This window comes from Kitasatospora sp. SolWspMP-SS2h (assembly GCF_003259315.1).
Classification (GTDB): domain Bacteria; phylum Actinomycetota; class Actinomycetes; order Streptomycetales; family Streptomycetaceae; genus Kitasatospora; species Kitasatospora fiedleri.
This window is the reverse complement of sequence record NZ_QLLT01000005.1, coordinates 86,285-110,662: the sequence shown is the minus strand read 5'-3', so window position 1 is coordinate 110,662 and position 24,378 is coordinate 86,285. Positions and strand designations below refer to the sequence as shown.

The following is a 24,378-nucleotide window of genomic DNA, read 5'->3' as shown; positions in this document are numbered from 1 at the left end:
GGATGAGCAACCAGGTGATCTCCCCGCGCCGGGCGCTGCTGTGGCCCGTCTTCGTCTTCCTGGTGGTGTACGCCGTCTGGTTCGCCGTCTCGCTGGCCACCGGGCACTCGCTGGCCGCCGCGTTCTCGGCCCCGGTGCTGCTGCTCGGGCCGCTGATCGGCATCCTGGTGGCCCGCTACTACGGGGTGCGCCGGCGGGTGGCTAGCGCGCGCCGAGCGCGGCTCGCAGCGCGCTGAGGAAGGCGTCGGTGGTGGCCGGGTCGCGGACGGCCAGGCGCAGCCAGTCCGGGCCGAGGCCCGGGAAGGTGTCGCCGCGCCGCACGGCGTAGCCCGCTTCGCGCAGGCGGGCCCGGACGGCGTCGGCGCCCGCCAGCCGGACCAGCACGAAGGACGCGGCCGGGGTGCCGTGGACGCGGACGCCGGGGAGCGCGGCCAGCCCGGCCAGCAGGTGCGCGCGGTGGGCGGCGGTGGTGCGCGCGGCGCGGTCCGCCTCGGCCAGCGCGGCCGGGCCGGAGCAGAGTTCGGCGGCGGCCAGGGCGGGCGTGGAGACCGGCCAGAGCGGCTGCGCGGCGGCCAGCGCGGCCACCAGCGGGGCGGGGGCGAGCAGGTAGCCGATCCGCAGGCCGGCCAGGCCCCAGGTCTTGGTGAGGCTGCGCAGCACGACCACGTCGCCGGGCAGGTCGCGGACGGCGGCGAGGCTCTGCGGCTCGCCGGGGTCGGTGTCCATGAAGGCCTCGTCGACCACCAGGGTGCGGCCGGGCCGGGCCAGCGCGGCGAGGGCGGCGGCCGGGTGCAGGACGGAGGTGGGGTTGGTGGGGTTGCCGACCACCACCAGGTCGGCGTCCTCGGGCACCGCGCCGGGCGGCAGCCGGAAGCCCCGCTCGGGCGTCAGCAGGACCCGGTGGACGGGGTGCCCGGCGTCCCGCAGCGCCGCCTCCGGCTCGGTGAACTGGGGGTGCACGACCACCGCGCGGCGCGGCCGCAGGACCCGGGCGAGCAGCACGAAGCCCTCGGCGGCGCCCGCGGTGAGCAGCACCTCCGCGGCGGGGCGGCCGTGCCGGGCGGCGACGGCGGCGCGGGCGGCGGTGCCGTCGGGGTAGGCGGCCAGGTCGTCGAGGGTCGCGGCGAGGCGGGCGCGCAGCCAGGCCGGCGGGGTTCCGGTGCGGACGTTGACGGCGAGGTCGACCAGCCCGGCGGCGCGCACTTCGGCGTCGCCGTGATGGCGCAGATCGGGCTGCTGGTTCACCTGTTGTCCTCCTGGGGCGGTACGGCGAGTGCGGCGAGCGCGGCGGTGGCCGAGGCGGTGGCGGTGCGCGGGGCGAGCAGGCGGGCGCCGGGCCCGGCCGAGGCGAGCGCGGCGGCTTCGGCGACGCTGGGGGTGCCGACCGCGGCCGCGACCCGGGCGGAGCCGCCGGGCACCGGGACGGCGGCCAGCACGGCGGCCGGGTGGCCGGTCAGCGGGACGCCCAACTCCCGTACGGCAGCGCGCAGTCCGGGTTCGTCGAGCTTGCCGTCCAGGGTGGCGGCCCGGGCGAGGGCGGTGCGGTCCAGGCCGAGGGCGGCCAGCGCCGCGTCGACGGTGCGCAGCAGCTCGGCGGCGGGGGTGCCGCGCCGCAGTCCGAGGCCGAGCACCAGCCGGGGGGCGCGCGCCGGGGGGTCGGGTGCGCCGTCCGCCACGCCCGGCCTCCCGTCCGTTCCGCTCCGGGCCGGCCGTCCGCCGGGCCGCCTGGAATCCCACCATGTCGGTCCGAGCAGGGTCAATCGGGACAGGTGTGAGAAGCGTCGCCCGGTCGGCCGAAAAGCGTCGGCGGGGCGAAGCCGCTCAGCCAACCGTTCGCTTGTTCTTCATGTGTCAAAAGTCCCGGCGGCCATGGACTCCGCCCTAGCCTTTCGGGCGCTCCACACCCCTGTCCGGCACCTTCCCGCCCCGGAGGACCCCGAGATGTCCGCTCAGCTCAGCCGCCGCGCCAAGCGCCGCCTGACCGCGATCGGCAGCGCCGCCGCCCTCACCGCCGCCTCGTTCGGCCTGTGGGCCGCCACCGGCACCGCCGCCCAGGCCGCCGCGCTGCCCAGCCCCGACCACGTGATCGTCGTGGTGATGGAGAACCACGCCTACAGCCAGGTCGTCGGCAGCTCCAGCGCCCCGTACCTGAACAACACGATCAAGGCCGGCGGCGCCAGCCTGACCCAGTCCTACGGCCTGACCCACCCGTCGGAGCCCAACTACTACATGCTGTTCTCCGGCTCCAACCAGGGCCGCACGGACGACGGCTGCGTCGGCGTCGGCTCGAAGAGCGCGGCCAACCTGGCCTCCGAGCTGATCGCCGCGGGCAAGACCTGGGGCTCGTACAACGAGACCCTGCCCAGCCAGGGCTCCACGGTCTGCTCCAGCGGCAAGTACGCGCAGAAGCACAACCCGTGGTTCGGCTTCTCCAACGTGCCGACCAGCACCGCGTACACCTTCGCCCAGTTCCCCACCGACTACTCGACGCTGCCGAAGGTCTCCTTCGTGGTGCCGAACCTGTGCAGCGACATGCACGACTGCTCGGTCTCCACCGGCGACACCTGGATCAAGAACAACCTCGGCGGGTACGCCAGCTGGGCCAAGACCCACAACAGCCTGCTGATCGTCACCTTCGACGAGGACAACAGCCTCTCCGGCAACCGCATCCCGACCCTGGTCTACGGCCAGCACGTCATCGCCGGCTCCAGCACCTCCACCACCTACAACCACTACAACGTGCTGCGCACCCTGGAGGACCTGGCGGGCCTGAGCGCCCACGCCGGCAACGCCGCCTCCGCCACCGACATCACCGGCATCTGGAACTGACGCCCGATGTACCTCGCGGACGCCCGCTCCACCAAGAGTGACCGCGCCGCGGCCGTCGTCCCGGGCACCCGCCCGGGGCGGCGCGCCGCCGTCCCCGGCACCGTGCTCGCGCTCGGCGCGGTCAGCCTGGTCACCGACGTCTCCTCGGAGATGGTCAGCGCGGTCCTGCCGCTGTACGTGGTCACCGCGCTGGGCCTGTCCCCGCTCGGCTTCGGCCTGCTCGACGGCATCAACAACGGCGTCGGCGCGCTGGTCCGGCTGCTCGGCGGCCACTTCGCCGACCGCGGCGGACGCGGCCACAAGCTGGTCGCCGGGCTCGGCTACGGCCTGTCCGCGCTCTGCAAACCGCTGCTGCTGCTGGTCCACACCCTGCCGCTGATCGGCGCCGTGCTGGCGGTCGACCGCACCGGCAAGGGCCTGCGCACCGCCCCGCGCGACGCGATGATCTCGCTGGCCACCGCGCCCGAGCACCGCGGCCGGGCGTTCGGCGTGCACCGCGCGATGGACACCACCGGCGCGCTGATCGGCCCGCTGCTGGCCTTCGCGGTCCTGCGGATCGCCGACGACCGGACCGAACGGTCCTCCTACGGCGCGGTGTTCACGGTCTCCGGCTGCGTCGCGGTGCTCGGCGTGCTGCTGCTGGTGCTGTTCGTCCCGGCCCGGATCACCCGGGACGGCCGGCCCGCCTCCGCCCCCGCCGGGCCCCGGCCCACCCTGCGCGACGCGCTCGCCCTGCTGTCCCGGCCCGCGCTGCGCCGGCTCACCCTGGCCGCCGTCCTGCTCGGCCTCACCACCGTCAGCGACTCCTTCCTCTACCTGCTGCTCCAGCGCCAACTCGACCTGCCCGCGCACCTGTTCCCGCTGCTGCCGCTCGGCACCGCCGCGGTCTTCCTGCTGCTCGCCGTCCCGCTCGGCCTGGCCGCCGACCGGATCGGCCGCCGCACCCTGTTCCTGCTCGGCCACGCCGTCCTGCTCGGCGGCTACGCGGTGGTCCTCTCCCCGCTGCGCGGGCTGCCCGCCGCGGCGCTGGTCCTGCTGCTGCACGGCACCTTCTACGCCGCCACCGACGGCGTGCTGGCCGCCGCCACCGCCGCCACCGTCCCCGACGACCGGCAGGGTGCCGGCCAGGCCCTGGTCGGCACCGGCCAGGCGCTGGCCCGCTTCACCTGCTCACTGGCCTTCGGCGCCGCCTGGTCGGTCTGGGGCCCCCGCCCCGCCCTCGCCGTCACCGCGGCGGCCCTCGCCGCGACCGCCCTCGCCGCCACCCGGCTGCTGCGCCCCACCACCGGCCCGGCCGACACCGCCTGACCGGCCGCCACCCGTACCGATCCCCGTACCGCACCGACCCGCCCCGTACGCCCCGCACCCCCGCCCGGAGGGCACTGGCATGACCGCTCCTGCCGCCGTCGACCCCGACCCCGGTTCCGCCCCCGGCCCCGGCCCCGACGCGTCCGCCCCCGACGGCCCCGCGTCCGTCCGGCGCAAGCTGCTGGTGCTGCTGCTCGCCGTGCTGCTGCTGGCCACCGTCGGCACCGTCGCGGTGCGGTACGCCGCGCAGCGCTCCGACCGCCGCGACCAGGAGCAGGCGGGCGGGCCGCCGGTGCACGAGGGGAAGGTCGCGCTGGACGCGTCCGGCGAGCGGCAGCTGCTGATCCGCAACCTGGCCTGGGGCCCGCACCGCGACGAGGTCGCCGCGGTGCCCGCCGACGACCCGGACGGGCCGCGCACCGCGTCCGGGGTCACGTGCCTGCGCTTCCACGCCGCCGGCGGCACCGGCATCTGCCTGCAGGCCGAGCGCGGCGCGCTGGACGACACCTACCACGCCTCGGTGCTGGACTCCGCGCTGCACGAGGTCCGGCGCTTCCCCGCCCCGGGCATCCCGACCCGGGCCCGGGTCTCCCCGTCCGGGCACCTGGTCGGCTGGACGGTGTTCGTCAGCGGCGACTCGTACGCGGGCACCGACTTCTCCACCCGCACCGCGATCGTCGACACCCGCGACTGGACGTTCTACGACAACCTGGAGAACTTCCGGGTGATCCGGGACGGGCACCAGGTGCAGGCCGCCGACGTCAACGTCTGGGGCGTGACCTTCGCCGACGACAGCGGCTTCTACGCGACGGTCGCCACCGGCGGCCGGACCTACCTGGTCAGGGGCGACCTGGCGGCCCGCACGCTCACCACCCTGCACCAGAACGTCGAGTGCCCCTCGCTGTCGCCCGACGGCACCCGGATCGCCTACAAGAAGCGGGTCGCCGACGCGGACCCGGCCGCCCCCTGGCGGCTGTACGTGCTGGACCTGGCCACCATGACCGAGACCGCGACCGCCGAGCAGCGCAACATCGACGACCAGGCGCTCTGGTCCGACGACCGTACCCTGCTCTACTCGATGCCCGGCGACTACGGCTCCGACCTGTGGAGCGTCCCGGCCGACGGCACCGGCGCGCCCGCGCTGCTGGTCCGCTCCGCGGTCGCCCCGGCCTACCTGGGCTGACGGCGCCCACCCGGACCGGGCCTAACCGGCGGCGGGCGTCGGCGGGTCGGGCCAGAAGAACGTCCGGTCGTAGTCGGCGGCGACCAGGCGCCGGACCGCCTCCGCGAAGCCGCGGCCGACCCGCTGGAAGCCGGCGTCGCCGACCAGCAGCACGTCGCCGTCCTCGGCCAGCAGCAGCGCCTCCTCGGTCCCGAAGGCGGTGCCGACCAGGGCCACCTGCTGCCCCAGCCGCCGGGACCAGATCCCCACGCTGCGCGGGAAGGCGTGGGTGGACTCCAGGGTCGGCCCGGTCGCGGTGGTCAGGGCCGTCTCGGCGCCGCGGAACCGCCAGGTCACCGTCAGCCCGCCCCAGGCGGCCAGGAACTCCCGCAGCCGGTCGGTGACCTGGTAGCCCTCCTCGGCGTAGTCCGCGCACGCCCGCTCCGGGTCGAAGGGGTGGACCTCGACCTCCGCCGCGCCGCCCAGCGCCTCCCGCAGGGCCGGGACGCCCGTGCGCCCGTCGGTGCCGCTCATCCGGTCAGTACCTCTCCTCCGAAGTGGGGGACCCAACTTCCGCAGTTCTCGCACATCTTGAACTTCTTGCCCTTGGTGTTGACGGTGACCAGGTCGATGTTCTTCGGGTCCGCGCCGTCCTTGGCCGCGTTGGTGAACATCCGCGGCTCGCCGCACACCCCCGGCGGCCGGCCGTCGGCGCGCTGCGACTCGTCGGGCATCGCCTCGTTGACCTTCTGGTGGTGCCCGGTCTCCGGGCCGCTCTCACCGTAGTAGGTCCTGCCGGTGGTGCGGTCGCGGCCCACCGTGTAGGCGCCCGGCGGCGTCTCGTCCTCGCCGAGCCCGGCGGCGACCTGCTGGGCGCGCTTCTTGCCCAGCTCCATCAGTTCCTTCTTGAGGTCGCCGGACGCCTCCGGCATCAGGCCGAGCGGGTCGGCCCAGGTGTGCGGGTTGTGGACGTAGGCGTGCGGGTTGGGCGCGGGCGAGAGGCCGAGCGGGTCGGGGCTGGTGTAGCGGGCGGTCTCGGGGTCGTAGTAGCGGTTGAGGTTGTAGTGGAGCCGGGTCTCCGGGTCGAAGTACTGGCCGGGGAAGCGCAGCGGGGTGTACGTGGTGCTGTCGCCGGGCCAGGTGGTGTGGCCCCACACGGTGGGGGTGGCCCGCCAGGCGATGGTGTCGGTGGCCGGGTCGACGAGTTCGGTGGGGGTGCCGACCAGGTCGGTGACGATGGCGAAGAAGCGCCGGTCGACCTGCTCCCGGTCGGTGATGGTCTCGGTCTGGGCGAGCGGCTGGAGGCCCCTGTGGTCCCAGCTGAGGGTGTGCGGGCCGGGCAGGTAGGGCGCCGAGGTGGTCTGCTCGACCAGGACGGAGCCGTCCCAGGTGAATTCGGTGCGCTCCTCGACGGTCCCGTCGGCGGCCAGCCGGTGCTTGGCGGTCCGCCGCCCGAACGGGTCGTACAGGTAGCGCCAGCGGGTGCCGTCGGGGGTGGTGACGCCGGTGAGGCGGTCCTCGCCGTCCCAGCTGTAGTGCCAGGTGTCGGGCTTCCGCGACAGCCGGGTGACCTGCCGCAGGACGGTGCGCCCGGCGGCGTCGTGCTCGTAGCGGACCCGGCCGGCGGCGGTGAGCCGGGTGCCGGTGTGGACGCGGGTGCCGCGGGCGGCCTCGGTGGCGCCGGTGGCGGGCCAGTCGGCCTCGGTGAGGTTGCCGACCGGGTCGTAGGCGTAGCTCTCGGTCCAGCCCTCGGCCCGGACGGCGGTGACCCGGTCGGCGGCGTCGTGCTCGAAGGTGCGCAGGCCGTTCAGCCGGTCGTCGACGCCGGTCAGCAGGCCGTCGGCGCGGTAGGCGTAGTCGCGGCGCTGCAGGACGTCCCGCTCGGAGCGCAGGATCTGGCCGGTCAGCCGGTGCTCGGAGTCCCAGCTGCTGGCCAGGGTCAGCCGTTCGCCGAGGGAGCGTTCGAGTTCCCGGCCGACCTCGTCGTAGCGGAACTCCAGGGTGCCGGCGGCGGTGGTCAGCGCGGTCCGGCGGCCCTCCGGGTCGTAGGCCCAGTCGCTGGCGTGGCCGGTCGGGGTGGTGCGGCGCACGCTGCGGCCCAGCGGGTCGCGGGTGTGGGCGAGGGTGCGGCCGTCGACCGTCTCGGTGAGGACGCGGCCCAGCGCGTCGACGGTGCGCAGCACCTCGGCGTCCGGTCCGGTGGCGCGCAGCAGGTGCCCGGCCGGGTCGTAGGCGTAGCTGGTGGCGGCTCCGTCGACGTCCTTGGCGACCACCTGCCCCAGCAGGTCGTAGGCGTAGCGGACCAGGCTGCCGGTCGGGGTGGTGCGGGCGACCACCTGCCCGGCCGCGTCCAGCTGGTAGCCGACCGTCCGGCCGTCGAAGTCGCGCTCGCCGACCAGCCGCCCGGCGGCGTCGTACGCGTAGCTCCACCGGCGGCCCAGCGAGTCGGTGACGGCCACCAGGTTCATGTCGGCGTCGTAGTCGAAGACCAGCCGGGTGCCGTCGGGGCCGGTCCGGGCGGCGACCGTCTCGAACGGGGTGTACTCGTACCGGGTGGCCCGGCCCAGCCCGTCGGTGCGGACCAGCAGGTTGCCCTCGTCGTCGTACGTCCAGGTCTCGGTGGTGCCGTCGGGCGCGGTGCAGGCGCGCAGCCGGCCCTCGGGGGTCCACTCCAGCCGGGTGACGGCGCCCAGCGGGTCGGTGACGGCGGTGATCCGGCCGAAGGCGTCCCGCCGGTAGCGGGTGGTGGCGCCGTCCCGGTCGGTGATCTCGACCGGGAGGCCGGCCGGGTTGCAGCGCACCAGGGTGGAGTGGCCCAGCGGGTCGGTGACGGCGGCCAGGTGGCCGTCCTCGTCGTACCGGTAGCGGGTGGTGGCGCCGGTCGGCTCGGTGACCGAGGTGCGCCGGCCGGCCGCGTCGTAGGTCTGGCGCCAGGTCAGGCCGCCCGGCCGGGTGATCTCGGTGGGCAGGCTGGTGTCGCCGAAGTACGCCGCGGTGGACCGCTCGCCGTCCGGGCGGGTGACGGCGGTCAGGTCGCCGACGCCGTCGTGGGCGAAGTGCGTGGTGCGGCCGAGCGGGTCGGTGCGCGACAGCAGCCGGTCGTGCGCGTCGCGCTCGAAGCGGGTGGTGTTCCCGAGCGGGTCGGTGATCGCGGTGATCTGGTGGAGCTCGTTGACGGTGTAGGCGGTGGTGTGCCCGAGGGCGTTGGTCTCCGTGGTGGTCCGCAGGCCGGTGGCCGGGTCCGGCTCGCCGTACCCGAAGTGGAAGCGCAGGGTGCCGTCGGCGGCGCCCTCGTCGGTGACCCGGTCCCGGGCGTCGTAGCTGTAGCGGTACTCGGTGCCGTTGCGGTCGGTCCAGGCGGTGATCCGGCCGGCGGCGTCGTTGGTGAACCGCAGCGGCTTGCCGGAGGAGTCGTAGACCGAGCTGAGGTGCCCGTCGGTGTAGCCGTACCGGGCCAGCAGCAGGTCGCGGCCCTCCTCGCCCGCGCCGGCCAGCCGCAGCGCGGTGATCCGGCCGCCGTCGACGGTCACCAGCACCCGGTAGCCGCCGGAGTGGGTGAGCGAGAGCGGCACGCCGTCGGCGTCGTGGACCAGGTCCACCCGGTGGCCGGAGCGGTCCCGGACGGCGGTCAGCAGGGCGACGTCCCCGGCCGGGCGGCGGGTGAACTCCTTGACCAGGCCCCCGGCGCGGTCGGTCAGCGTGTAGCCGCCGCCGTCCGGGGCGAGCGCGAGGTCCAGCCGGGCGCCGGCCCCGGCCTGGGCGGGCTCGCCGGGCGCGGGGTGCGGGTACGCCTGGGCGGTGCGGTCGGGGGTGAGGTGGACGACCCCCTCGGCGTCGATCTCCAGCCGCTCGTCGAAGGTGCAGGCCCACGCCGGGCCCATCCACCAGCCGGCCCGGTGGTCGGACTCGTAGGAGCGCTTGAACAGCAGCGGCAGCGCGCCGGGCAGGGCGACGTCCTGCTGCTCGATGAACATCACGCCGGTCGCCACGTCGACCGGCTCGCCGCCCTGGCAGCGTGACTCGGGCGGCCGGCCCGGCCGGTGCGGGTCCGCCACCCGCTCGCGGCCCCGGCCCTCGTTGCGCGGGGCGGACCCGCGCCCGCCGCCGCCCGAACGGGGGTGCGGGACGCCGTCCCCGCCCTCGCCCTTGAGGATCTTCTCCAGGTCCTTGACGTGCTTCTGCTCGATCTCGCGGGTGTTCTTGGCGACGGTCTTCAGGTTGTCGCCGGCCTTGCGGTAGAAGGACTTCAACGCCTTGCCGGCGTCCTCGGCGAGGGTCTTGCCGAGCTTCTGCGCGCCGTGTTCGAGTGCTTTGACGATCTGGTTGCTCATTCGAAGCTCACCCCCGCGATCTTCGACTGGAAGACCTGGGCGTGGCCGGCGACGGTCTCGGCGTGGTCGTGCATGGTGCGGGCGTGTTCGTCCAGGGCGTCGGGGTCGATGCGGAAGCCGGTGCCGCCCGCGCCGCCGGCGGAGACGCCGAGCGCGCCTTCGGCGGCCTGGAAGACCATGCCCTGGACGGCGTGGGCGACGGTGTCCACCAGCGGGTTGATGGCGGCTTCCACCACCTGGCCGATGACGTACTGCTCCAACTGCTGTTCCAGGTAGTTGATCAGGCGTTTGGCGGCCTCCTCGATGAGGATCACCGCGGCTTCGGCCGCGCCGAGGGTGGCGATCGCGGCGGCCTGGTCGGCGACGAACGCGGCGGCCAGCGCGACCAGTTCGGCGATGGTCTCCACCTTCATCGCCACGATCACGTCCGCCGCCACGTCCAGCGCCTGCGCCACCACGTGGCAGGCCTGGACGAGTTCGTTCAGGTGCTGGTCGGAGACGGCCGCCCACTTGGCGAGCAGCGCCTCGTAGGAGGCGCCCTCGTAGGCCTGTCCCAGCTGCTGGATCGTCGCCGTGGACTGCTGGTGCGAGGCGTCCACGTTCTCCGCGAACTCCCGCACGTGGCCCGCGAACTCGCGGACCTTGTCCTCGTTCACCGTCGGCCAGTTGATGCCGATGATCGAGAGGAAGTCCACCACCTCGCCGGGCAGTTCGATCGCCATGGTGCCCCCGTTTTCCTGACCTGCACGTGTGCGTGGGTGTCAAAATACCCGGACGTACCGACCGGCGGAACGGTTGCCCGGCGGCGCGGGCACCGGTGCGGGCGGGCGGACGGTCCGGCCGACCGGTTGCTCGCCCGGTCCGGACAGCCGGTCAGTCGGTCAGTCGGCCGGGCGGACGGTCACCACCGGCTCGTGGCGGACCGGGAAGTTCACCGAGGAGGCGATGAAGCAGTCCCGGGACGCCGGGCCGTGCAGGGCCAGCGCCCGGGCGCGCATCGACTCCTCGGCGACCTCGATCCGCGGGCGGAGCACCACCTCGGTGAACCGGCCGCCGTTGCCCTCGGTGCGCATGGTGCCGGTGGAGTCGTCCGCGTAGGAGCGGACCACGACGCCGTCGACCGCGCAGTGGTGCAGGTAGGAGAGCAGGTGGCACTGGGCGAGCGCGGCCAGCAGCAGCTGCTCCGGGTTCCACCGGGAGCGGTCGCCGCGGAAGGTCGGGTCGGCGCTGCCCAGGACGTCCGGCAGGCCCTCGGCCGAGACCGTGTGGTCCCGGGCGTAGGAGCGGTAGTGGTCGGTGCCGGTGCCGAGGTCGCCGGTCCACTCGACCCGGACCGCGTAGTGGTGGTCGTGGGAGAAGGCCATGCGGGTCACTCCGTGTCGTCGGGCGCGGCCGGCCGGTCGGCCGCGCAGGTGTCCAGGACGTGCCGGCGGGCCGCCGCCGCGGCGGCGGCCCCGTCCCCGGCGGTGATCGCGGTGAGCAGGTCGCGGTGCTGGGCGTCGACCAGGGCGGTGCGTCCGGGCGGGCCGAGGGTGCGCCGGGTGGAGACCTGGATCTGGTCCCACAGCCGGTCCAGGCTGTGCAGCGCCACCGGGTTGGCCGCCAGCTCGGCGACCCGCCGGTGGAAGGCCCGGTTCAGCCGCACCGCCGCGGTCAACTCCCCGTCCACGGTGGCCCGGTGGGTGCGGTCGGCGAGCGCGGCCAGGTCGGCCAGCTCGGCCGGGGCCAGCCGCCCCGCCCGCTGCCGCTCGGCCGCCAGCTCGGCCGTCAGCGCCTCCAGCGCGGCCCGCACCCGGTAGACGTGCACCAGCTCCGCGCCGTCCAGCCGCACCACCCGCAGGCCCCGCCCGGCCGGGGCCAGCAGCCCGTCCGAGGCCAGCGCCCGGAACGCCTCCCGCACCGGCGTGCGGCTCACCCCCAGCGCCCCGGCGACCTCCACCTCGCCCAGCCGGGAGCCCGGCGGGTAGTGGCCGTCCAGGATCAGTTCCCGCAGTCGCACGCGGGTGCTCTCGGTCTGCACCGGTCCAGCGTAGAGCGCTGCATGCATTGCATGCAATGACCGGGTGCCTGGGCACAGCCGCAGGTGGGGAACTCGGTGGGGCGCCGACGGCCCGGTCCGCTATATTCGCGCAGCCTCGACCCGTTTCACTCGCAGGGGGGACCACTCATGCCGCTCGACCAGGAGGGCACCGGGAAGGACGGCCCGGCCGACGCCCGGGCCGACGCCCGGGACGGCACTCCGGCCGCCCCGCCCGCCCGCTCGCTGGAGAAGCCCGCCGCCGAGACCGCCGAGGCCGCCGAGGCCCGACGGACCGTCCCCGCCGTCTCCTTCGCGAAGCGCGACCCCGCCGAGTCCGTCGCCGACGCCGTACCCGCCGACGCCGAGCCCGCTGCGGATGCCGCCGCCGCGCCCGCCGCCCCGCAGCCGGTCAACCCGTGGGCGGCCCCCGCGCCCGGTGCCGCTCCCCAGGCAGCCGCCGCGGCTCCCGCTCCCGCGCCGCCCGCGCCCGTCGCCCCGCAGCCGGTCAACCCGTGGGCGGCCCCCGCGCCCGGCGCCACGCCCCCCGCGCCCCCCGCGGCCGGTACGGCGGAGACCGGGGCGGCCGGGTCCGCCGCCAACCCGTGGGCCCCAACCCCGGACGGCCGGCAGCCGTGGGGGAGCGGCGCCTTCCCGCCCCCGCAGGGCCCGTACCCCGGCCCGGGCCCGTACCCCGGCCCGGGCCCGTACCCCGGCCAGGTGCCCGGCCAGGTGCCGGGTCAGTTCGGGGCGCCCGGCTACCCGGCGTTCCCGCAGCAGCGGTCGCTGTACACCAACGGGCTGGCCATCGCCTCGCTGGTGGTGAGCTTCCTGTGCTTCTTCGGCACCGCCGCCGTCGTCATGGGCCCGATCGCGCTGCGCCAGATCAGGCGAACCGGCGAGCGCGGCCGGGGCCTGGCGGTCTCGGCCATCGTGATCGGCTCGATCTGGGCGGCGCTCCTCGTGGTCGGGCTGGTCGCCAACGTCCTCGACCCGGCCTCCGGGCAGGACGACGGCGACGGCCGCCCGACCTCCGCCCGCAACGGCTCCGCGGCGGTGCCGGCCGCCTCCGCGCTGCGGCTGGAGGTCGGCGAGTGCTTCGACCTGGTGGGGACGCTGGTGACCAGGCGGGTCGACTGCGCGCAGCCGCACAAGGGCGAGGTCTTCTGGACCGGCATCCCGGCCGAGACGGGCGACTACCCGGCCACGAGCGTGCTGGAGGACGAGGCGGAGCAGGGCTGCTCCGACCACGTCGACCAGTACGTGATGGACACCTGGACGCTCGGCGACTCGCTGGACTACCGCTACGTCTACCCGGACCGGAACAGCTGGGACGCGGTCGGCGGACGGCGGCTGGTCTGCTTCTTCACCGACAGCAAGCCGCTCACCGCCCCGCTGCGCAGGGACCAGACCACCCTGACATCCGACCAGCTGCACCTGCTGCTGGCCACCAACCAGTTCGACCGGGCCTGGGCCGAGGCCCCGAACGAGGACCTCGACGTCGCGGACGACCCGGCGGCGTTCCGCACCTGGGCCGACGGGCTGGCCGCCGCCGCCGACAAGCAGGCCGCGCTGCTCGCCGGGACGCAGTGGACCACCGCCGACCGGAAGACCGTCGACCGGCTGGTGGGCGAGTCCCGGGAGGCCGCCCGGCACTTCCGGGCCGCCGGGAAGCTGACCGGCGCCGAGGACGTCGAACGCGAGCTGACGGCCGGCTACCAGCACCTGGGCGACGACCTGATCCTCGACCTGCGTCGCGGGCTGGGCCTGGCCACCCACGACCAGGAGCCCGCCAAGCACCCCTCGAACCAGGCGGTCTGACCCCGCCGCGTCCCGCGCCGACCCACCGCACCGGGCCGGGTGACACCCCGTCACCCGGCCCCGGCCGCGTTCAGCCCCGCCCGTGTCCGGGTTCAGCCCCGCCCGGCCGCCCACGCGGCGGCGTGCCGGACCAGCCGGGCGGGCAGCGCGGGCGCGCCGGTCCAGTGCAGGTGCAGGTAGGAGGCGTGCACCGAGCCGTGCAGGTGGCCCTCGGTGTGCGGGCCGGCGGGGGTGCGCCAGCCCCAGGCGGGGGACGGGCCGGCCGCCGGGTCGGTGGCGGTGCGGTGGAACTCGTGGCCGCGCACCCGGGTGCCGGCCGCCGCCAGCGGCGAGTCGGCGAGCGCCACCGCCTCCCGGTAGCCGAGGGTCAGCCGGGGCGTCATCCGGGCCGTGGAGTCCAGCACCCCGCACATCGGCAGGCCGTCCAACTCCCGCCCCAGGTACAGCAGTCCGGCGCACTCGCCGACCACCGGCGCGCCGCTCGCGGCCAGGTCGGCGACCGCCCCGCGCAGCGCCGCGTTGGCGCTCAGCTCGGAGACGTACACCTCGGGGAAGCCGCCGCCGATCACCAGCGCGGCCGTCCGCTCGGGCAGCCGCTCGTCGTGCAGCGGGTCGAACGGCACCACCTCGGCCCCGGCGGCGGCCAGCAGTTCGGCGTTCTCCGCGTACGAGAAGGAGAACGCCGCGCCGCCCGCCAGCGCGACCCGGGGCCGGGGCCCGGTGAGCGGCTCGACCTCGGCCGCCGGGTCCCAGGGCGCGGCGGACAGCGGCGGGGCGGTGCGGGCCAGCGCCAGCACCGCGTCCAGGTCGACCGACCGGCCGACCAGTTCGCCCATCTCGCGCACCGCCCGCAGCGCCTCCGCCGAGCGCTCCACGGCCGGCACCAGGCCCAGGTGCCGGGACGGCGTGTCGACCGCCCCGGCCCGGCGCACCGCGCCCAGCACCGGCACGCCCGAGCCCTCCTCCAGGGCCTCGCGCAGCAGCGACTCGTGCCGGTCGGAGGCGACCTTGTTGAGGATCACCCCGGCCAGCCGGACCTCCGGGTCCCAGGACGCGAAGCCGTGCACCAGCGCCGCCACCGAGCGGGACTGCGAGGAGGCGTCCACCACCAGCACCACCGGCGCCCGCAGCAGCTTCGCCACCTGCGCGGTGGACGCCAGCTCGCCCCGCCCGGCGGCCCCGTCGTACAGGCCCATCACGCCCTCGACCACGGCGACGTCCGCCCCGGCCGCGCCGTGCGCGAACAGCGGGGCGATCCGCTCCGGGCCGCTCATCCAGGCGTCCAGGTTGCGGCCGGGGCGCCCGGCGGCCAGCGCGTGGTAGCCGGGGTCGATGTAGTCCGGGCCGACCTTGTGCGGGGAGACCGCCAGCCCGCGCGCGGCCAGCGCCGCGATCAGTCCGGTGGCCACCGTGGTCTTGCCCGCCCCCGAGGAGGGCGCGGCGACCACCAGGCGGGGTGTCACGTCGTTCAACTCGCTACCACTCGATACCGCGCTGGCCCTTGCGGCCCGCGTCCATCGGATGCTTCACCTTGGTCATCTCGGTGACCAGGTCGGCCAGTTCGAGCAGCGGCTCGGGCGCGTACCGGCCGGTCACCACCACGTGCTGGCTGCCCGGGCGGTCCCGCAGCACCCCGACCACCTCGGCCACGTCGATCCACCCCCAGTGCAGCGGGTAGGTGAACTCGTCCAGCACGTAGAACCGGTACGTCTCGGTCGCGAGGTCCCGCTTGACCTGCTCCCAGCCCTCCCGGGCCGCCTCCTCGGAGGACTCGATGTCGCGCTGCACCCAGGACCAGCCCGAGCCCATCTTGTGCCAGGCCACCGTGCCGCCCTGCCCGGACTCGCCGAGCACCCGCAGCGCGTTCTCCTCGCCGACCTTCCACTTCGCCGACTTCACGAACTGGAACACCCCGACCGGCCAGCCCTGGTTCCAGGCCCGCAGCGCCATCCCGAACGCCGCCGTGGACTTCCCCTTGCCCGGCCCGGTGTGCACCGCCGTGATCGGCTGGGTCCGGCGCTGACGCGTCGTCAGGCCGTCGTCCGGGACGTTCTCCGCCACTCCCTTGGGCATACCGCTCACGCCGCCTTTCGCGTCGTCGTCATGGTCGTCCGGGCCTCCCGCACCAGCGAGGCCACCCCTTCGGCCCGCAGCTCGTCCAGGCTCACCGCGTCACCGTTCAGGTGCGCCGCCAACTCCCTCGCCAGGCCCAGCCGGACGGGGCCGGACTCGCAGTCCAGCACCACCGCGGCCACGCCCTGCGCGGCCAGCAGCCCGGCCGCCCGGCGGGCCCGGGGCAGCGCGTCCTTCCCGCCGGTGGCCCGGCCGTCGGTGACCACCACCAGCAGCGGACGGCGGTCCGGGTCGCGCAGCCGCTCCACCCGCAGCACCTCGTGCGCCCGCAGCAGGCCCGCCTCCAGCGGTGTCCGGCCGCCGGTCGGCAGCTGCTCCAGCCGGGCCGCGCCCACCTCCACCGAGGAGGTCGGCGGCAGCGCCACCTCCGCGTCCGCGCCCCGGAACGTCACCAGCCCGATCTTGTCGCGCCGCTGGTAGGCGTCCATCAGCAGCGACAGCACCGCGCCCTTGACCGCCGTCATCCGCTGCCGGGCCGCCATCGACCCCGAGGCGTCCACCACGAACAGCACCAGGTTCGACTCCCGCCCCCGGCGCACCTGCTCGCGCAGGTCGTCCCGGCGCAGCACCAGCGCCCGGCCGCTGCGTCCGCGCGCCGCCTGGTGCGGCGCCGCCGCGCGCAGCGTCGCGCTCAGGTGCAGCCGGGACAGCCGACCCCGCGGGCGGCGGGCCCGGACGGTGTGCCCGGCCTCCGTCTCGGCGGGGGAGCGGCGTCCCTGGGCGCCCCGGCCGGTGCCGTCCACCTTGAACAGCCGGGTGCGGTACGGCTGGTCGGCCGCCACCGGCGCCGACTCCCGCCCGCCGCCCGGGCGCTGCCGCGGCGGGGCGGGCGCCTCGGCCGGGCCCTCCTGCGCGGGCCGGTCGTCGGGACCGGACGGCTCCGGCGCGCCGCCGCCGTCCGGACCGCCGTCGCCGCCGTCGCCGCCGTCAGGTCGGCCACCGCCGTCCGGGCCGCCGCCGTCCGGGCCGTCGTCCTCCGGCGGGCCCTGGGGCTCCTCCGGTTCCTCCGGCCGGTGCTCGGCCAGCGTCCGGTCCAACTGCTCCTCGTCCAGCCCGGGCGCGTCGAACGGGTTGCGCCGCCGCCGGTGCGGCAGCGCCAGCCGGGCGGCGGTGCGGACGTCCTCCTCCCGCACCTCGGTGCGGCCCGCCCAGGCGGCCAGCGCCACCGCCGTGCGCGCCATCACGATGTCCGCCCGCAGGCCGTCCACCTCGAACGCCGCGCAGACGGCGGTGATCTGGCGCAGCGCCAGGTCCGAGAGCTCCACCTGCGGCAGCAACTCCCGGGCGGCGGTGATCCGTTCGGCCAGCTCCCGCTCCCGGTCGGCCCAGCGGGCCGCGAAGCCGGTCGGGTCGGCGTCGTAGCCGAGCCGCCGGCGCACCACCTCGGCGCGCTCGTCCGCGTCCCGGGTCGCCGCGATCTCCACCGTCAGGCCGAACCGGTCCAGCAGCTGCGGGCGCAGCTCGCCCTCCTCCGGGTTCATCGTCCCGACCAGCAGGAACCGCGCCGCGTGCCGCACCGACACGCCCTCGCGCTCCACGTACGAGCGGCCCATCGCCGCCGCGTCCAGCAGCAGGTCCACCAGGTGGTCCTGGAGCAGGTTCACCTCGTCGATGTACAGCACCCCGCGGTGCGCCTTCGCCAGCAGCCCGGGCTCGTACGCCTTCACGCCCTCGGCCAGCGCCCGCTCCAGGTCCAGCGAGCCGACCACCCGGTCCTCGGAGACGCCCACCGGCAACTCCACCAGGAACGCCGGCCGTTCGTCCTCGCCCGCCCCCGCGTGCGGCCCGTCCGGGCACTGCGGGTCCACCGCCGCCGGGTCGCAGGCGAACCGGCAGCCCGCCACCACGCCGATCGACGGCAGCAGCCCCGCCAGGGCCCGCACCATCGTCGACTTCGCGGTCCCCTTCTCGCCGCGCACCAGCACCCCGCCCACGGCCGGCGAGACCGCGTTCAGCAGCAGCCCCAGCCGCAGGTCGTCCATGCCCACGATCGCCGTGAACGGATAACGGGCCTCGGTCACTTGGCACTCCCCATCTCCAGTGGGGCCGGAGCCCCGGGCGGCACGAACGGCAGACCCGCCGGTGCCCCGTCCTCGATCAGCTTCCACAGCGCGTCCGTGTCGGCGTGCTCCGCGACCAGGTCGCCCAGCGCGTCCAGCCGTCGCTCGCGGGCGGTGGCGAAGGAGGTGTCCGGCGCCGGGACGAAGGACCGCCCGGCGGCGCGGGCCGCCTCGGCCAGGAACGCCCGCCGGAACGCGTCGTTCTCCAGCACCCCGTGCCAGGTCGTCCCCCACACCGCGCCGGTGCGGCAGCCGTCCAGCGGCCGGCCGGCGGCGTCCGCGACGAACGGCTCGCCGCCCTCCACCGCCACCACGCCGTGGTGGATCTCGTACCCCTCCACCCGCTCGCCCAGCGCCACCCCCGACGGCCGGGCCAGCACCTTCTCGGCGCCGAACACCACCCGGGTCGGCAGTAGCCCCAGGCCGTCCACCGCCCCGGCCCCCGACTCCACCTCGTCGACGATCTCCCGCCCCAGCATCTGGTACCCGCCGCACACCCCCAGCACCGGCAGCCCCGCCGCGACCCGGTCCGCCAGCGGCTCCGCCAGCCCCTGCGCCCGCAGCCAGGCCAGGTCCGCGACGGTGGCCCGGGTGCCCGGCAGCACCACCAGGTCGGCGTCGGCCAGCTCCTCCGGGCGGGTCGCCCAGCGCACCAGCACGCCCGGCTCCTGCGCCAGCGCGTCCACGTCCGTGAAGTTCGACAGCCGCGGGAAGCGCACCACCGCGACCCGCAGCACCTGCGCCCCCACCGGGGCGCCCGCCGCCGGGCGCGCCGCGACCGAGGCCAGGTCCAGCGAGTCCTCCGCGTCCAGCCACAGCCCCTGGAGCATCGGGAACGTCCCCAGCACCGGGCGGCCGGTCAGCTGCCGCAGCATCTCCAGGCCCGGCGCCAGCAGCCGGGCGTCCCCGCGGAACTTGTTGACCAGCCACCCCGCGACCAGCGACTGGTCGTCCGGCGACAGCAGCGCCAGCGTCCCGAACATCGACGCGAACACCCCGCCGCGGTCGATGTCCCCGACCACCACCACCGGCAGCCGGGCCGCCGAGGCCAGCCCCATGTTGGCGATGTCCCGGTCCCGCAGGTTGATCTCCGCCGGGGAGCCCGCGCCCTCGCACACCACCACGTCGAACCGCGACCGCAGGTCCGCCAGGCACTCCAGCGCCCGCTCCAGCAGGACGGGCTTGCGCTCCCGGTAGTCCAGCGCCCCGACCTCCGCGACCGCCCGGCCCAGCAGCACCACCTGGCTGCGCCCGTCGGCCCCCGGCTTCAGCAGCACCGGGTTCATCGCCGCCTCCGGCGCCACCCCCGCCGCCTGCGCCTGCATCGCCTGCGCCCGCCCGATCTCCGCCCCGTCGACCGTCACGAACGAGTTCAGCGACATGTTCTGCGCCTTGAACGGCGCCACCCGCACCCCCTGCCGGGCCAGCCACCGGCAGATCCCCGCCGTCACCACGCTCTTTCCCGCATCCGAGGTCGTACCGGCCACCAGCAGCGCGCCGTTCACGGCAGGACTCCTTCACAACGGAGGGGACGGAGGGGGAGAGGGGCGGGCGCGGCGGCCCGGACGGGACGCGGGAGACCGCGGCCGGAGGCGGGCGGTCGGCCGCCGGAACGGGCCGGGGCCGGGGCCGGTCGGACCGCCCGCGCGCGCCGCGCGCCCGGGTTCACCCGCGCCGCCCGGCCAGGACGGCCCGCGCGGCGAGCGTCGTGGCGAGGGCGAGCGCGCCGACCCGGCGCGAGAGGCGGCAGGCCCGTTCGATGTCGGGGGCGCCGACCGGCGGCAGCTCCGCGCCCAGGACCGGCCGGTGCTCGACCCGCTCGCCGTAGCGCAGCGTCCCGCCCAGCCGGACGCCCAGCGCGCCCGCGAACGCGGCCTCCGCCTGGCCCGCGTTGGGGCTCGGGTGCGCGGAGCCGTCCCGTCGCCAGACCCGCCAGGTCCGCCCGGGCGCGCCGGACGCGGCGACGGTGAGCAGCGCGGTCAGCCGGGCGCCCGGCCAGCCCGCGACGTCGTCCAGCCGGGCCGCGGCCCAGCCGAAGCGCCGGTAGCGCGCCGACCGGTGCCCGACCATCGCGTCCAGCGTGTTGACGGCCCGGAAGGCCAGCAGCCCCGGCACGCCCGCGACGCCGCCCCACACCAGGGCGTTGACCACCGCGTCGGCGGTGTTCTCGGCGACCGACTCGACCACCGCCCGGGCCACCTGCCGCTCGTCCAGGCCGGACGGGTCGCGCCCGCACAGGTGCGGCAGCCGCTCCCGGGCCCCGGCCAGGTCGCCGTCCGCCAGCGAGCGCCCGATCGTCCGGGCCTCCCGGGTCAGCGACGTCCCGCCCAGCACCGTGAAGGCCGCCGCGGCGGCCAGCGCCCCCGCCGCGAGCGGCGAGCGCCGCACCGCCCGGACGGCCAGCCCCGCGCCGCCCGCGACCGCGCCGACCGCGAGCGCGGTGTGCAGCGCCCCGGCCCCGCGGTGGTCGCGCCACAGGCGGCGCTCCAGCCGGGCCGCGGCGGTGCCGAACAGGGCGACGGGGTGGCCGCGCCGGGGATCTCCGAACCGGGCGTCCGCGAGGTATCCCGCGGCCGCGCCCACCAGGTACGGGGCTGCCCCCATGGCGTTGTGTCCTCACTCAGGGTCCGCGCCCCGGATCGACGGAACGGGGGCCAGAGTCTCCTGACTTCCGGCCACCCCGGGCGGGGTGTTCCGGTCACAGTGGCGGGACCGCGCCGGACTCGCACCGGCTTCCTCTGCTTGCCTCCGTTTGGCCCGAAGATCCCACCACGCCCGCTTCGGGGCAGTCAACCGAGCCGGCGGAGGGTTTGGTCACACCCCGGACCGGGCCCCGCCGGACGGGTCCGCGGGGGCAAGCTGCCAGCTCAGGCGGGGTGCGCGGGAGGCGTCCCGCCCGGGCCGTCGCGCGGCGGGCGGACCGTGCTCCGCAGGCTCCGCAGCGCGTCCGACCGGCCGGCGGCCCGGCCTCCGCGTGCGAGCGGCCGGTCCCGGAGGAGCGGGGACGGCCCGCACGCGCCAACTCGCTAGCCTCGACGCATGATTACCTGCGTAGTGGAGTACGTGATCGATCCGGCGCGGATCGAGGCGTTCGAGAGGTTCGGACGCCGCTGGATGGAGCTGGTCGACCGTCACGGCGGCACGCACCACGGCTACTTCCTGCCGGCGGAGGGCGCCAGCGACAAGGCGCTCGCCCTCTTCAGCTTCCCCAGCCTCGCGGCCTACGAGCAGTACCGGACCCTGTTCGGCCAGGACCCCGATTTCATCGAGGCGGACCGCATCAGGGACGACAGCGGCTGCGTCCTGCGCTACGAACGCACCTTCATGCGCCCGCTCCTGCCCGACTGACCTGCCGGCCTGCCGGCCTGCCGACCTGCCGACCTGCCGGTCAGGCCGGCTCGAAGCCCGGCCGCACCGGGCCGATCTCCCCGGCTGCCGCCCCCAACTCGTCAACCGCTCCGGACACCCCGCGGATCGACGGCCGCTGTCCGTGCGACCGCGTCCGTGCGACCGCGTCCGTGCGACCGCCGGGTTCCCCGGCCGCTCGGACCGTCTACGGCGGCGGAGCGCCGGGCCTGAACGCCGTCCGCGCCCGGCCGGCCCCCGGGTGCGACGACCGCGCCGTCCCGTCACCCGCCGCGCCGCCCCGATTCGCCGTCCGTCCTGCGGGCAGGTGGACTGGGAGGACAGGACCGCCAGGACCCGGGAGACCGCCATGCGTTGGGGAACCGCCGCCGTCGTCGCAGCCGCCGCCGCAGGAACCGGAGCGGCGGCCTTCCTGCTGCTCGGCCGGAGAGTGTCGGACCGGGTGGTGCGCCCCGACCCGGCGCACGGGGCGTTCGGTCCCGCGCCGGTGAAGGTGAAGGTGCACGCGCTGGGGCCCGGGCGGGTGGTGCTGACCGCGACCCCGGACACCCTGCGCCCCGGCCGCTACGCGCTGGAGTGGGGCGAGGGCGGCCACGCCGTGGTCGGCGAGGTGCTGGACGCCGCCGGCGACCGGGTCGTCCGGCGGCTGGAGCGCGCCGACGGCGGCACCCTGGCGGTCGGCACCGAGGTCCGGGTCACCCCGCGGGTGCTGCTCGGCGACCCGCGCACCGCCCTCGGCCTGGACTACGCGGAGGTCGCGGTGGCCGGCGAACTCGGCGACCTCCCGGCCTGGCGCACCGCCGGCATCCGCGGCACCTGGGTGGTCCTGGTGCACGGCCCGGGCGCCGACCGGGAGCAGGCGCTGCCGGTGCTGCCGCTGCTGCACGCGCTGCGGCTGCCCACGCTGTCCGTCAGCTACCGCGGCGACGCGGGCACGCCCGCCCCGCCCGACGGCCTGGGCCACTTCGGCGAGACCGAGTGGCAGGACGTCGACGTCGCCGTCCGGTACGCGCTCGCCCAGGGCGCCACCAGGGTGGTGCTGTACGGCTGGTCGGTCGGCGCGACCATCGCCCTGCACACCGCGGCCCGCTCCACCTGGCGCGACCGGATCGCCGGACTGGTGCTGGACTCCCCGGTGCTGGACTGGTCCGAGACCGTCCGCCGGGGCACCGCCCGGAGCTGGTCGTCCCCCGCGCTCGGCGAACTCGGCACCCTCGCCGCCCGGGGCCGCACCGGCGTCGACCTCGCCGGATTCGCCCGGATCGCCTCCGGCGCCGACCTGGCCTCGCCCGCGCTGCTGCTGCACAGCCCCGACGACCCGGTCGCCCCGTGGAGCGCCGCCCGGCGCCTGGCCGAGGGCCGCGACGACCTGGTCAGCCTGCACCCGGTGCCGCACGCCGAGCACGCCGCGCTGTGGAACGCCGACCCGGACGGGTACGCCGAGGCGCTGCGCCGCTTCCTCACTCCGTTGCTGTGAGCCTCACTGCCGCGAGCCCCGCCGCCGCGAGCCCCGCCGCCGCAAGCCCCGGCGCCGTGCCCCGCCCCCGTCGCCCCCGCCCCCGCGCACCCCTCGCGCGGGCGGGAACCGGGGCGCCGCCCGCCGCGTCTCCGTCTCGGAGCGGTCACGATATCCGCCATGTCCACGTCGAAAAGTGGAGTGATTCCTCCCGTTTCGCGGCGACTCGTCCCCCCACCGTTCGAGCCGTTCGGACATCGGGCCGAGACAGCACGGCAGTCGATGTGACAGAAGGCCCGTACAAGGGGAAGACTGCACGGCGTGACGTCTCGGAACCCGCGCGACCGTGATGCCCCGCACCCGCCCCACCGCACCGGTGCGACGGTGACCCGTCTGCCCGGAACGGCGGCCGTCGGTCGTGCGGAGGGCACCCCACCCGCCGCCGCCACCCGCCGCCGGGTCCCCGCGAAGCCGGGGCGCGGCCGGGCTCCCGTGCCGGACGGCTTCCCCGCCCCCTCCGAACTCGCCCCGCTGGCCCGCCGGATGCTGGCCGACGCCGTCCGCGTCGCCCGCTGGGCCGGCGAGCTCTCCGAGGTCGACAAGCGCGGCGAACTGCTCCCCGACGACGCCCGCGCCGCCGGGCGCGCCCTGGCGATGACCGTGGGCGCCGCCGCCAACGCCTGGGGCCAGGCCCTGCTGGTCGGCCTGGTCGAACTCCGCGACGGCGGTGCCGGCCCCGGCTGGCGGCTGCACGCCTGGGAGCACGACGACGAGGCGGTGGTCCGCGGCTGGTCCGCGCTGTTCGACGCCTGGACGCTGCTCGCCCCCGTCCCGCCCGCCGCGCTGCGCGGCGTCTTCGCCCAGCTGGCCGGGCAGGCCGTCGACCAGGCCCCCCAGCTGCTGTCCTTCCTGCACCTGGTGGACGGCCCGGTCGCCGACAGCGAACTGCTCGAACTGCTCCGCCGCGGCCTCGACGAGCGCCGCCTCGGCCCCAGCTCCGGCACCTTCCCGCTGTCGCCCGTCCCGCACGCCGCGTTCGCGGTCTCCGCCGTCCGCGGCACCTGCCGCGAGCCGCAGATCGACACCCCGCACTCGCCCGCCGACGTCGCCGCCGTGCTCGACTGGATGCTCGACGGCCTGGCCGCCGTCGGCGCGCTCGGCCGCCGCGACGAGGCCGCCGAGCTCTCCCCGCTCGGCCACTGGGCGGTCCGGGCCAAGCTGGAGGAGATCTGCACCGTCGCGCAGACCGCCGCCGGCCACATCGAGCAGAGCGCCGCCGAGCTGCTCAGCGCCTGCGCCGACTACAGCCCCGGCCCGGCCCGCGCCGAGTTCCGGGCCTGGGTCGCCGCCCGTCCCGCCGACCGCGCCGTCGCCGAGCTGCTGGAAGCGGCCCGCGGCGAGGACGCGCTGGTCCGCGGCCTCGCCTTCGAGGCGCTGCGGGTGGTGGCCGGCTCCACCGCCGAGCAGGGCGTGCGGGGCGCGGTCGAGGAGGCCGTCCTGCGCCCCTACGCGCTGCTCTGGCTGGCCGAACAGCTGGACGAGGAGGGCGTGTCCCCGGCCGACGTGCTGGGCGCGGAGGACGCCGCCTGGCTGTGGGTGGACACCGCCGCCGCCGTGCTCGACCACGGCGAGACCGCGCTGCTGGTCGGCCACGTCGAGGGCGCGTCGGCCGGCGAGCCGGTCCGGCTGTTCCACCGGGCCCGCCAGTCCGGCCACCCGCGCGCCGCGAGCGTCCTGACGGCCGTCGCCTCGGTCCACCCCGACCCGGCGGTGGCCCGGGCCGCCCGCCGCAGCGCCTTCTCGGTCCACCACGGCGGCGCGTAGCACTCCCGGCCCCGCGGCGCGGGGACGACGAAAGAGCCGCCCTCCCGGAAGTCCTCCGGGAGGGCGGCTCT

20 protein-coding genes and 1 riboswitch are annotated in these 24,378 nt (G+C 76.5%); of the genes, 8 read left to right on the top strand and 12 right to left on the bottom strand.

Going from position 1 to position 24,378, the window contains the following annotated elements; translation table 11 throughout:
- The first annotated feature begins 2 nt into the window (after window positions 1–2).
- Window positions 3–236: a hypothetical protein gene (locus K353_RS08050; RefSeq protein ID WP_100840202.1), complete on the top strand. Its 234-nt coding sequence runs from the start codon at window positions 3–5 to the stop codon at window positions 234–236.
- On the opposite strand, the gene cobC is transcribed toward K353_RS08050, so the two are convergent.
- Both cobC and K353_RS08040 read right to left on the bottom strand, forming a co-directional pair.
- A complete protein-coding gene (gene cobC, locus K353_RS08045; protein ID WP_111552887.1) occupies window positions 202–1,245 on the bottom strand; it encodes an Rv2231c family pyridoxal phosphate-dependent protein CobC in 1,044 nt (347 codons plus the stop codon). The genes K353_RS08050 and cobC overlap by 35 nt on opposite strands.
- Entirely contained in the window at window positions 1,242–1,676 is a 435-nt protein-coding gene (locus tag K353_RS08040; RefSeq protein WP_111552886.1) for a cobalamin biosynthesis protein, read from the bottom strand. Before K353_RS08040 ends, cobC begins: the two co-directional genes overlap by 4 nt.
- 265 nt (window positions 1,677–1,941) lie before the next feature.
- Between K353_RS08040 and K353_RS08035 the strand changes: the two genes are divergently transcribed.
- The 3 genes from K353_RS08035 to K353_RS08025 all read left to right on the top strand — a co-directional run bounded on the left by K353_RS08035 (window position 1,942) and on the right by K353_RS08025 (window position 5,320).
- The gene (locus K353_RS08035) at window positions 1,942–2,829 is read left to right on the top strand and encodes an alkaline phosphatase family protein (RefSeq protein ID WP_111552885.1); all 888 of its coding nucleotides are present in this window, start codon (window positions 1,942–1,944) and stop codon (window positions 2,827–2,829) included.
- Between the two features lie 6 nt (window positions 2,830–2,835).
- Window positions 2,836–4,137 carry an MFS transporter gene (locus K353_RS08030; protein WP_111552884.1) on the top strand — a complete coding sequence of 434 codons (1,302 nt, stop codon included), beginning with the start codon at window positions 2,836–2,838 and terminating at the stop codon, window positions 4,135–4,137.
- Between the two features lie 79 nt (window positions 4,138–4,216).
- Window positions 4,217–5,320 carry a TolB-like translocation protein gene (locus K353_RS08025; protein ID WP_233533442.1) on the top strand — a complete coding sequence of 368 codons (1,104 nt, stop codon included), beginning with the start codon at window positions 4,217–4,219 and terminating at the stop codon, window positions 5,318–5,320.
- Window positions 5,321–5,341: 21 nt separating this feature from the next.
- Here K353_RS08025 and K353_RS08020 read toward each other — a convergent pair whose 3' ends face one another.
- From K353_RS08020 to K353_RS08000, 5 genes are all read right to left on the bottom strand, one after another.
- A complete protein-coding gene (locus K353_RS08020) occupies window positions 5,342–5,833 on the bottom strand; it encodes an SUKH-3 domain-containing protein (protein ID WP_111552883.1) in 492 nt (163 codons plus the stop codon).
- Window positions 5,830–9,630, bottom strand: coding sequence for an RHS repeat-associated core domain-containing protein (locus tag K353_RS08015; protein WP_111552882.1), 3,801 nt, complete (start codon window positions 9,628–9,630; stop codon window positions 5,830–5,832). The genes K353_RS08020 and K353_RS08015 overlap by 4 nt, the downstream gene beginning before the upstream one ends.
- Window positions 9,627–10,352 (bottom strand): WXG100 family type VII secretion target, encoded by a 726-nt coding sequence (locus tag K353_RS08010; RefSeq protein WP_111552881.1) that lies wholly within the window; start codon window positions 10,350–10,352, stop codon window positions 9,627–9,629. Before K353_RS08010 ends, K353_RS08015 begins: the two co-directional genes overlap by 4 nt.
- Before the next feature lie 159 nt (window positions 10,353–10,511).
- The gene (locus K353_RS08005; RefSeq protein ID WP_111552880.1) at window positions 10,512–10,994 is read right to left on the bottom strand and encodes an OsmC family protein; all 483 of its coding nucleotides are present in this window, start codon (window positions 10,992–10,994) and stop codon (window positions 10,512–10,514) included.
- Between the two features lie 5 nt (window positions 10,995–10,999).
- Window positions 11,000–11,650, bottom strand: a complete 651-nt coding sequence (locus K353_RS08000; protein ID WP_111552879.1) for a GntR family transcriptional regulator — start codon at window positions 11,648–11,650, stop codon at window positions 11,000–11,002.
- Window positions 11,651–11,797: 147 nt separating this feature from the next.
- Here K353_RS08000 and K353_RS07995 point away from each other — a divergent pair, with 147 nt between their 5' ends.
- Entirely contained in the window at window positions 11,798–13,468 is a 1,671-nt protein-coding gene (locus K353_RS07995; RefSeq protein ID WP_111552878.1) for a DUF4190 domain-containing protein, read from the top strand.
- 92 nt (window positions 13,469–13,560) lie between these two features.
- On the opposite strand, the gene K353_RS07990 is transcribed toward K353_RS07995, so the two are convergent.
- From K353_RS07990 to K353_RS07970, 5 genes are all read right to left on the bottom strand, one after another.
- Window positions 13,561–14,931: a cobyrinate a,c-diamide synthase gene (locus K353_RS07990; RefSeq protein ID WP_370447572.1), complete on the bottom strand. Its 1,371-nt coding sequence runs from the start codon at window positions 14,929–14,931 to the stop codon at window positions 13,561–13,563.
- A gap of 13 nt (window positions 14,932–14,944) precedes the next feature.
- On the bottom strand, window positions 14,945–15,541 hold the full coding sequence (cobO, locus tag K353_RS07985; protein WP_111552876.1) for a cob(I)yrinic acid a,c-diamide adenosyltransferase: 597 nt from the start codon (window positions 15,539–15,541) through the stop codon (window positions 14,945–14,947).
- A gap of 5 nt (window positions 15,542–15,546) precedes the next feature.
- Window positions 15,547–17,583, bottom strand: a complete 2,037-nt coding sequence (locus K353_RS07980) for a putative cobaltochelatase (RefSeq protein ID WP_233533447.1) — start codon at window positions 17,581–17,583, stop codon at window positions 15,547–15,549.
- A 35-nt stretch (window positions 17,584–17,618) separates the two neighbouring features.
- Window positions 17,619–19,166, bottom strand: a complete 1,548-nt coding sequence (locus tag K353_RS07975) for a cobyric acid synthase (protein ID WP_111552874.1) — start codon at window positions 19,164–19,166, stop codon at window positions 17,619–17,621.
- A 160-nt stretch (window positions 19,167–19,326) separates the two neighbouring features.
- Window positions 19,327–20,265, bottom strand: coding sequence for a cobalamin biosynthesis protein (locus tag K353_RS07970; RefSeq protein WP_100840189.1), 939 nt, complete (start codon window positions 20,263–20,265; stop codon window positions 19,327–19,329).
- A gap of 53 nt (window positions 20,266–20,318) precedes the next feature.
- Window positions 20,319–20,401: riboswitch (cobalamin riboswitch) on the bottom strand.
- Between the two features lie 299 nt (window positions 20,402–20,700).
- Here K353_RS07970 and K353_RS07965 point away from each other — a divergent pair.
- The 3 genes from K353_RS07965 (at window position 20,701) to K353_RS07955 (ending at window position 24,307) form a co-directional block, all read left to right on the top strand.
- On the top strand, window positions 20,701–21,009 hold the full coding sequence (locus tag K353_RS07965) for an NIPSNAP family protein (RefSeq protein ID WP_111552873.1): 309 nt from the start codon (window positions 20,701–20,703) through the stop codon (window positions 21,007–21,009).
- A gap of 367 nt (window positions 21,010–21,376) precedes the next feature.
- The gene (locus tag K353_RS07960; RefSeq protein WP_111552872.1) at window positions 21,377–22,504 is read left to right on the top strand and encodes a S9 family peptidase; all 1,128 of its coding nucleotides are present in this window, start codon (window positions 21,377–21,379) and stop codon (window positions 22,502–22,504) included.
- A gap of 363 nt (window positions 22,505–22,867) precedes the next feature.
- Window positions 22,868–24,307, top strand: a complete 1,440-nt coding sequence (locus tag K353_RS07955; RefSeq protein WP_233533441.1) for a hypothetical protein — start codon at window positions 22,868–22,870, stop codon at window positions 24,305–24,307.
- Window positions 24,308–24,378 lie beyond the last annotated feature (71 nt).

Excerpts from the sequence above, each read along its gene's own strand:
- K353_RS08030 (WP_111552884.1), top strand. The coding sequence starts at position 2,836 with ATGTACCTCGCGGACGCCCGCTCCACCAAGAGTGACCGCGCCGCGGCC.
- K353_RS08035 (WP_111552885.1), top strand. The coding sequence starts at position 1,942 with ATGTCCGCTCAGCTCAGCCGCCGCGCCAAGCGCCGCCTGACCGCGATC.
- K353_RS07970 (WP_100840189.1), bottom strand. The coding sequence starts at position 20,265 with ATGGGGGCAGCCCCGTACCTGGTGGGCGCGGCCGCGGGATACCTCGCG.
- K353_RS08050 (WP_100840202.1), top strand. The coding sequence starts at position 3 with ATGAGCAACCAGGTGATCTCCCCGCGCCGGGCGCTGCTGTGGCCCGTC.
- K353_RS07965 (WP_111552873.1), top strand. The coding sequence starts at position 20,701 with ATGATTACCTGCGTAGTGGAGTACGTGATCGATCCGGCGCGGATCGAG.
- cobO (WP_111552876.1), bottom strand. The coding sequence starts at position 15,541 with ATGCCCAAGGGAGTGGCGGAGAACGTCCCGGACGACGGCCTGACGACG.
- K353_RS08015 (WP_111552882.1), bottom strand. The coding sequence starts at position 9,630 with ATGAGCAACCAGATCGTCAAAGCACTCGAACACGGCGCGCAGAAGCTC.
- K353_RS07995 (WP_111552878.1), top strand. The coding sequence starts at position 11,798 with ATGCCGCTCGACCAGGAGGGCACCGGGAAGGACGGCCCGGCCGACGCC.
- K353_RS08025 (WP_233533442.1), top strand. The coding sequence starts at position 4,217 with ATGACCGCTCCTGCCGCCGTCGACCCCGACCCCGGTTCCGCCCCCGGC.
- K353_RS08005 (WP_111552880.1), bottom strand. The coding sequence starts at position 10,994 with ATGGCCTTCTCCCACGACCACCACTACGCGGTCCGGGTCGAGTGGACC.
- K353_RS07960 (WP_111552872.1), top strand. The coding sequence starts at position 21,377 with ATGCGTTGGGGAACCGCCGCCGTCGTCGCAGCCGCCGCCGCAGGAACC.
- K353_RS08020 (WP_111552883.1), bottom strand. The coding sequence starts at position 5,833 with ATGAGCGGCACCGACGGGCGCACGGGCGTCCCGGCCCTGCGGGAGGCG.
- K353_RS08010 (WP_111552881.1), bottom strand. The coding sequence starts at position 10,352 with ATGGCGATCGAACTGCCCGGCGAGGTGGTGGACTTCCTCTCGATCATC.
- K353_RS07980 (WP_233533447.1), bottom strand. The coding sequence starts at position 17,583 with ATGGACGACCTGCGGCTGGGGCTGCTGCTGAACGCGGTCTCGCCGGCC.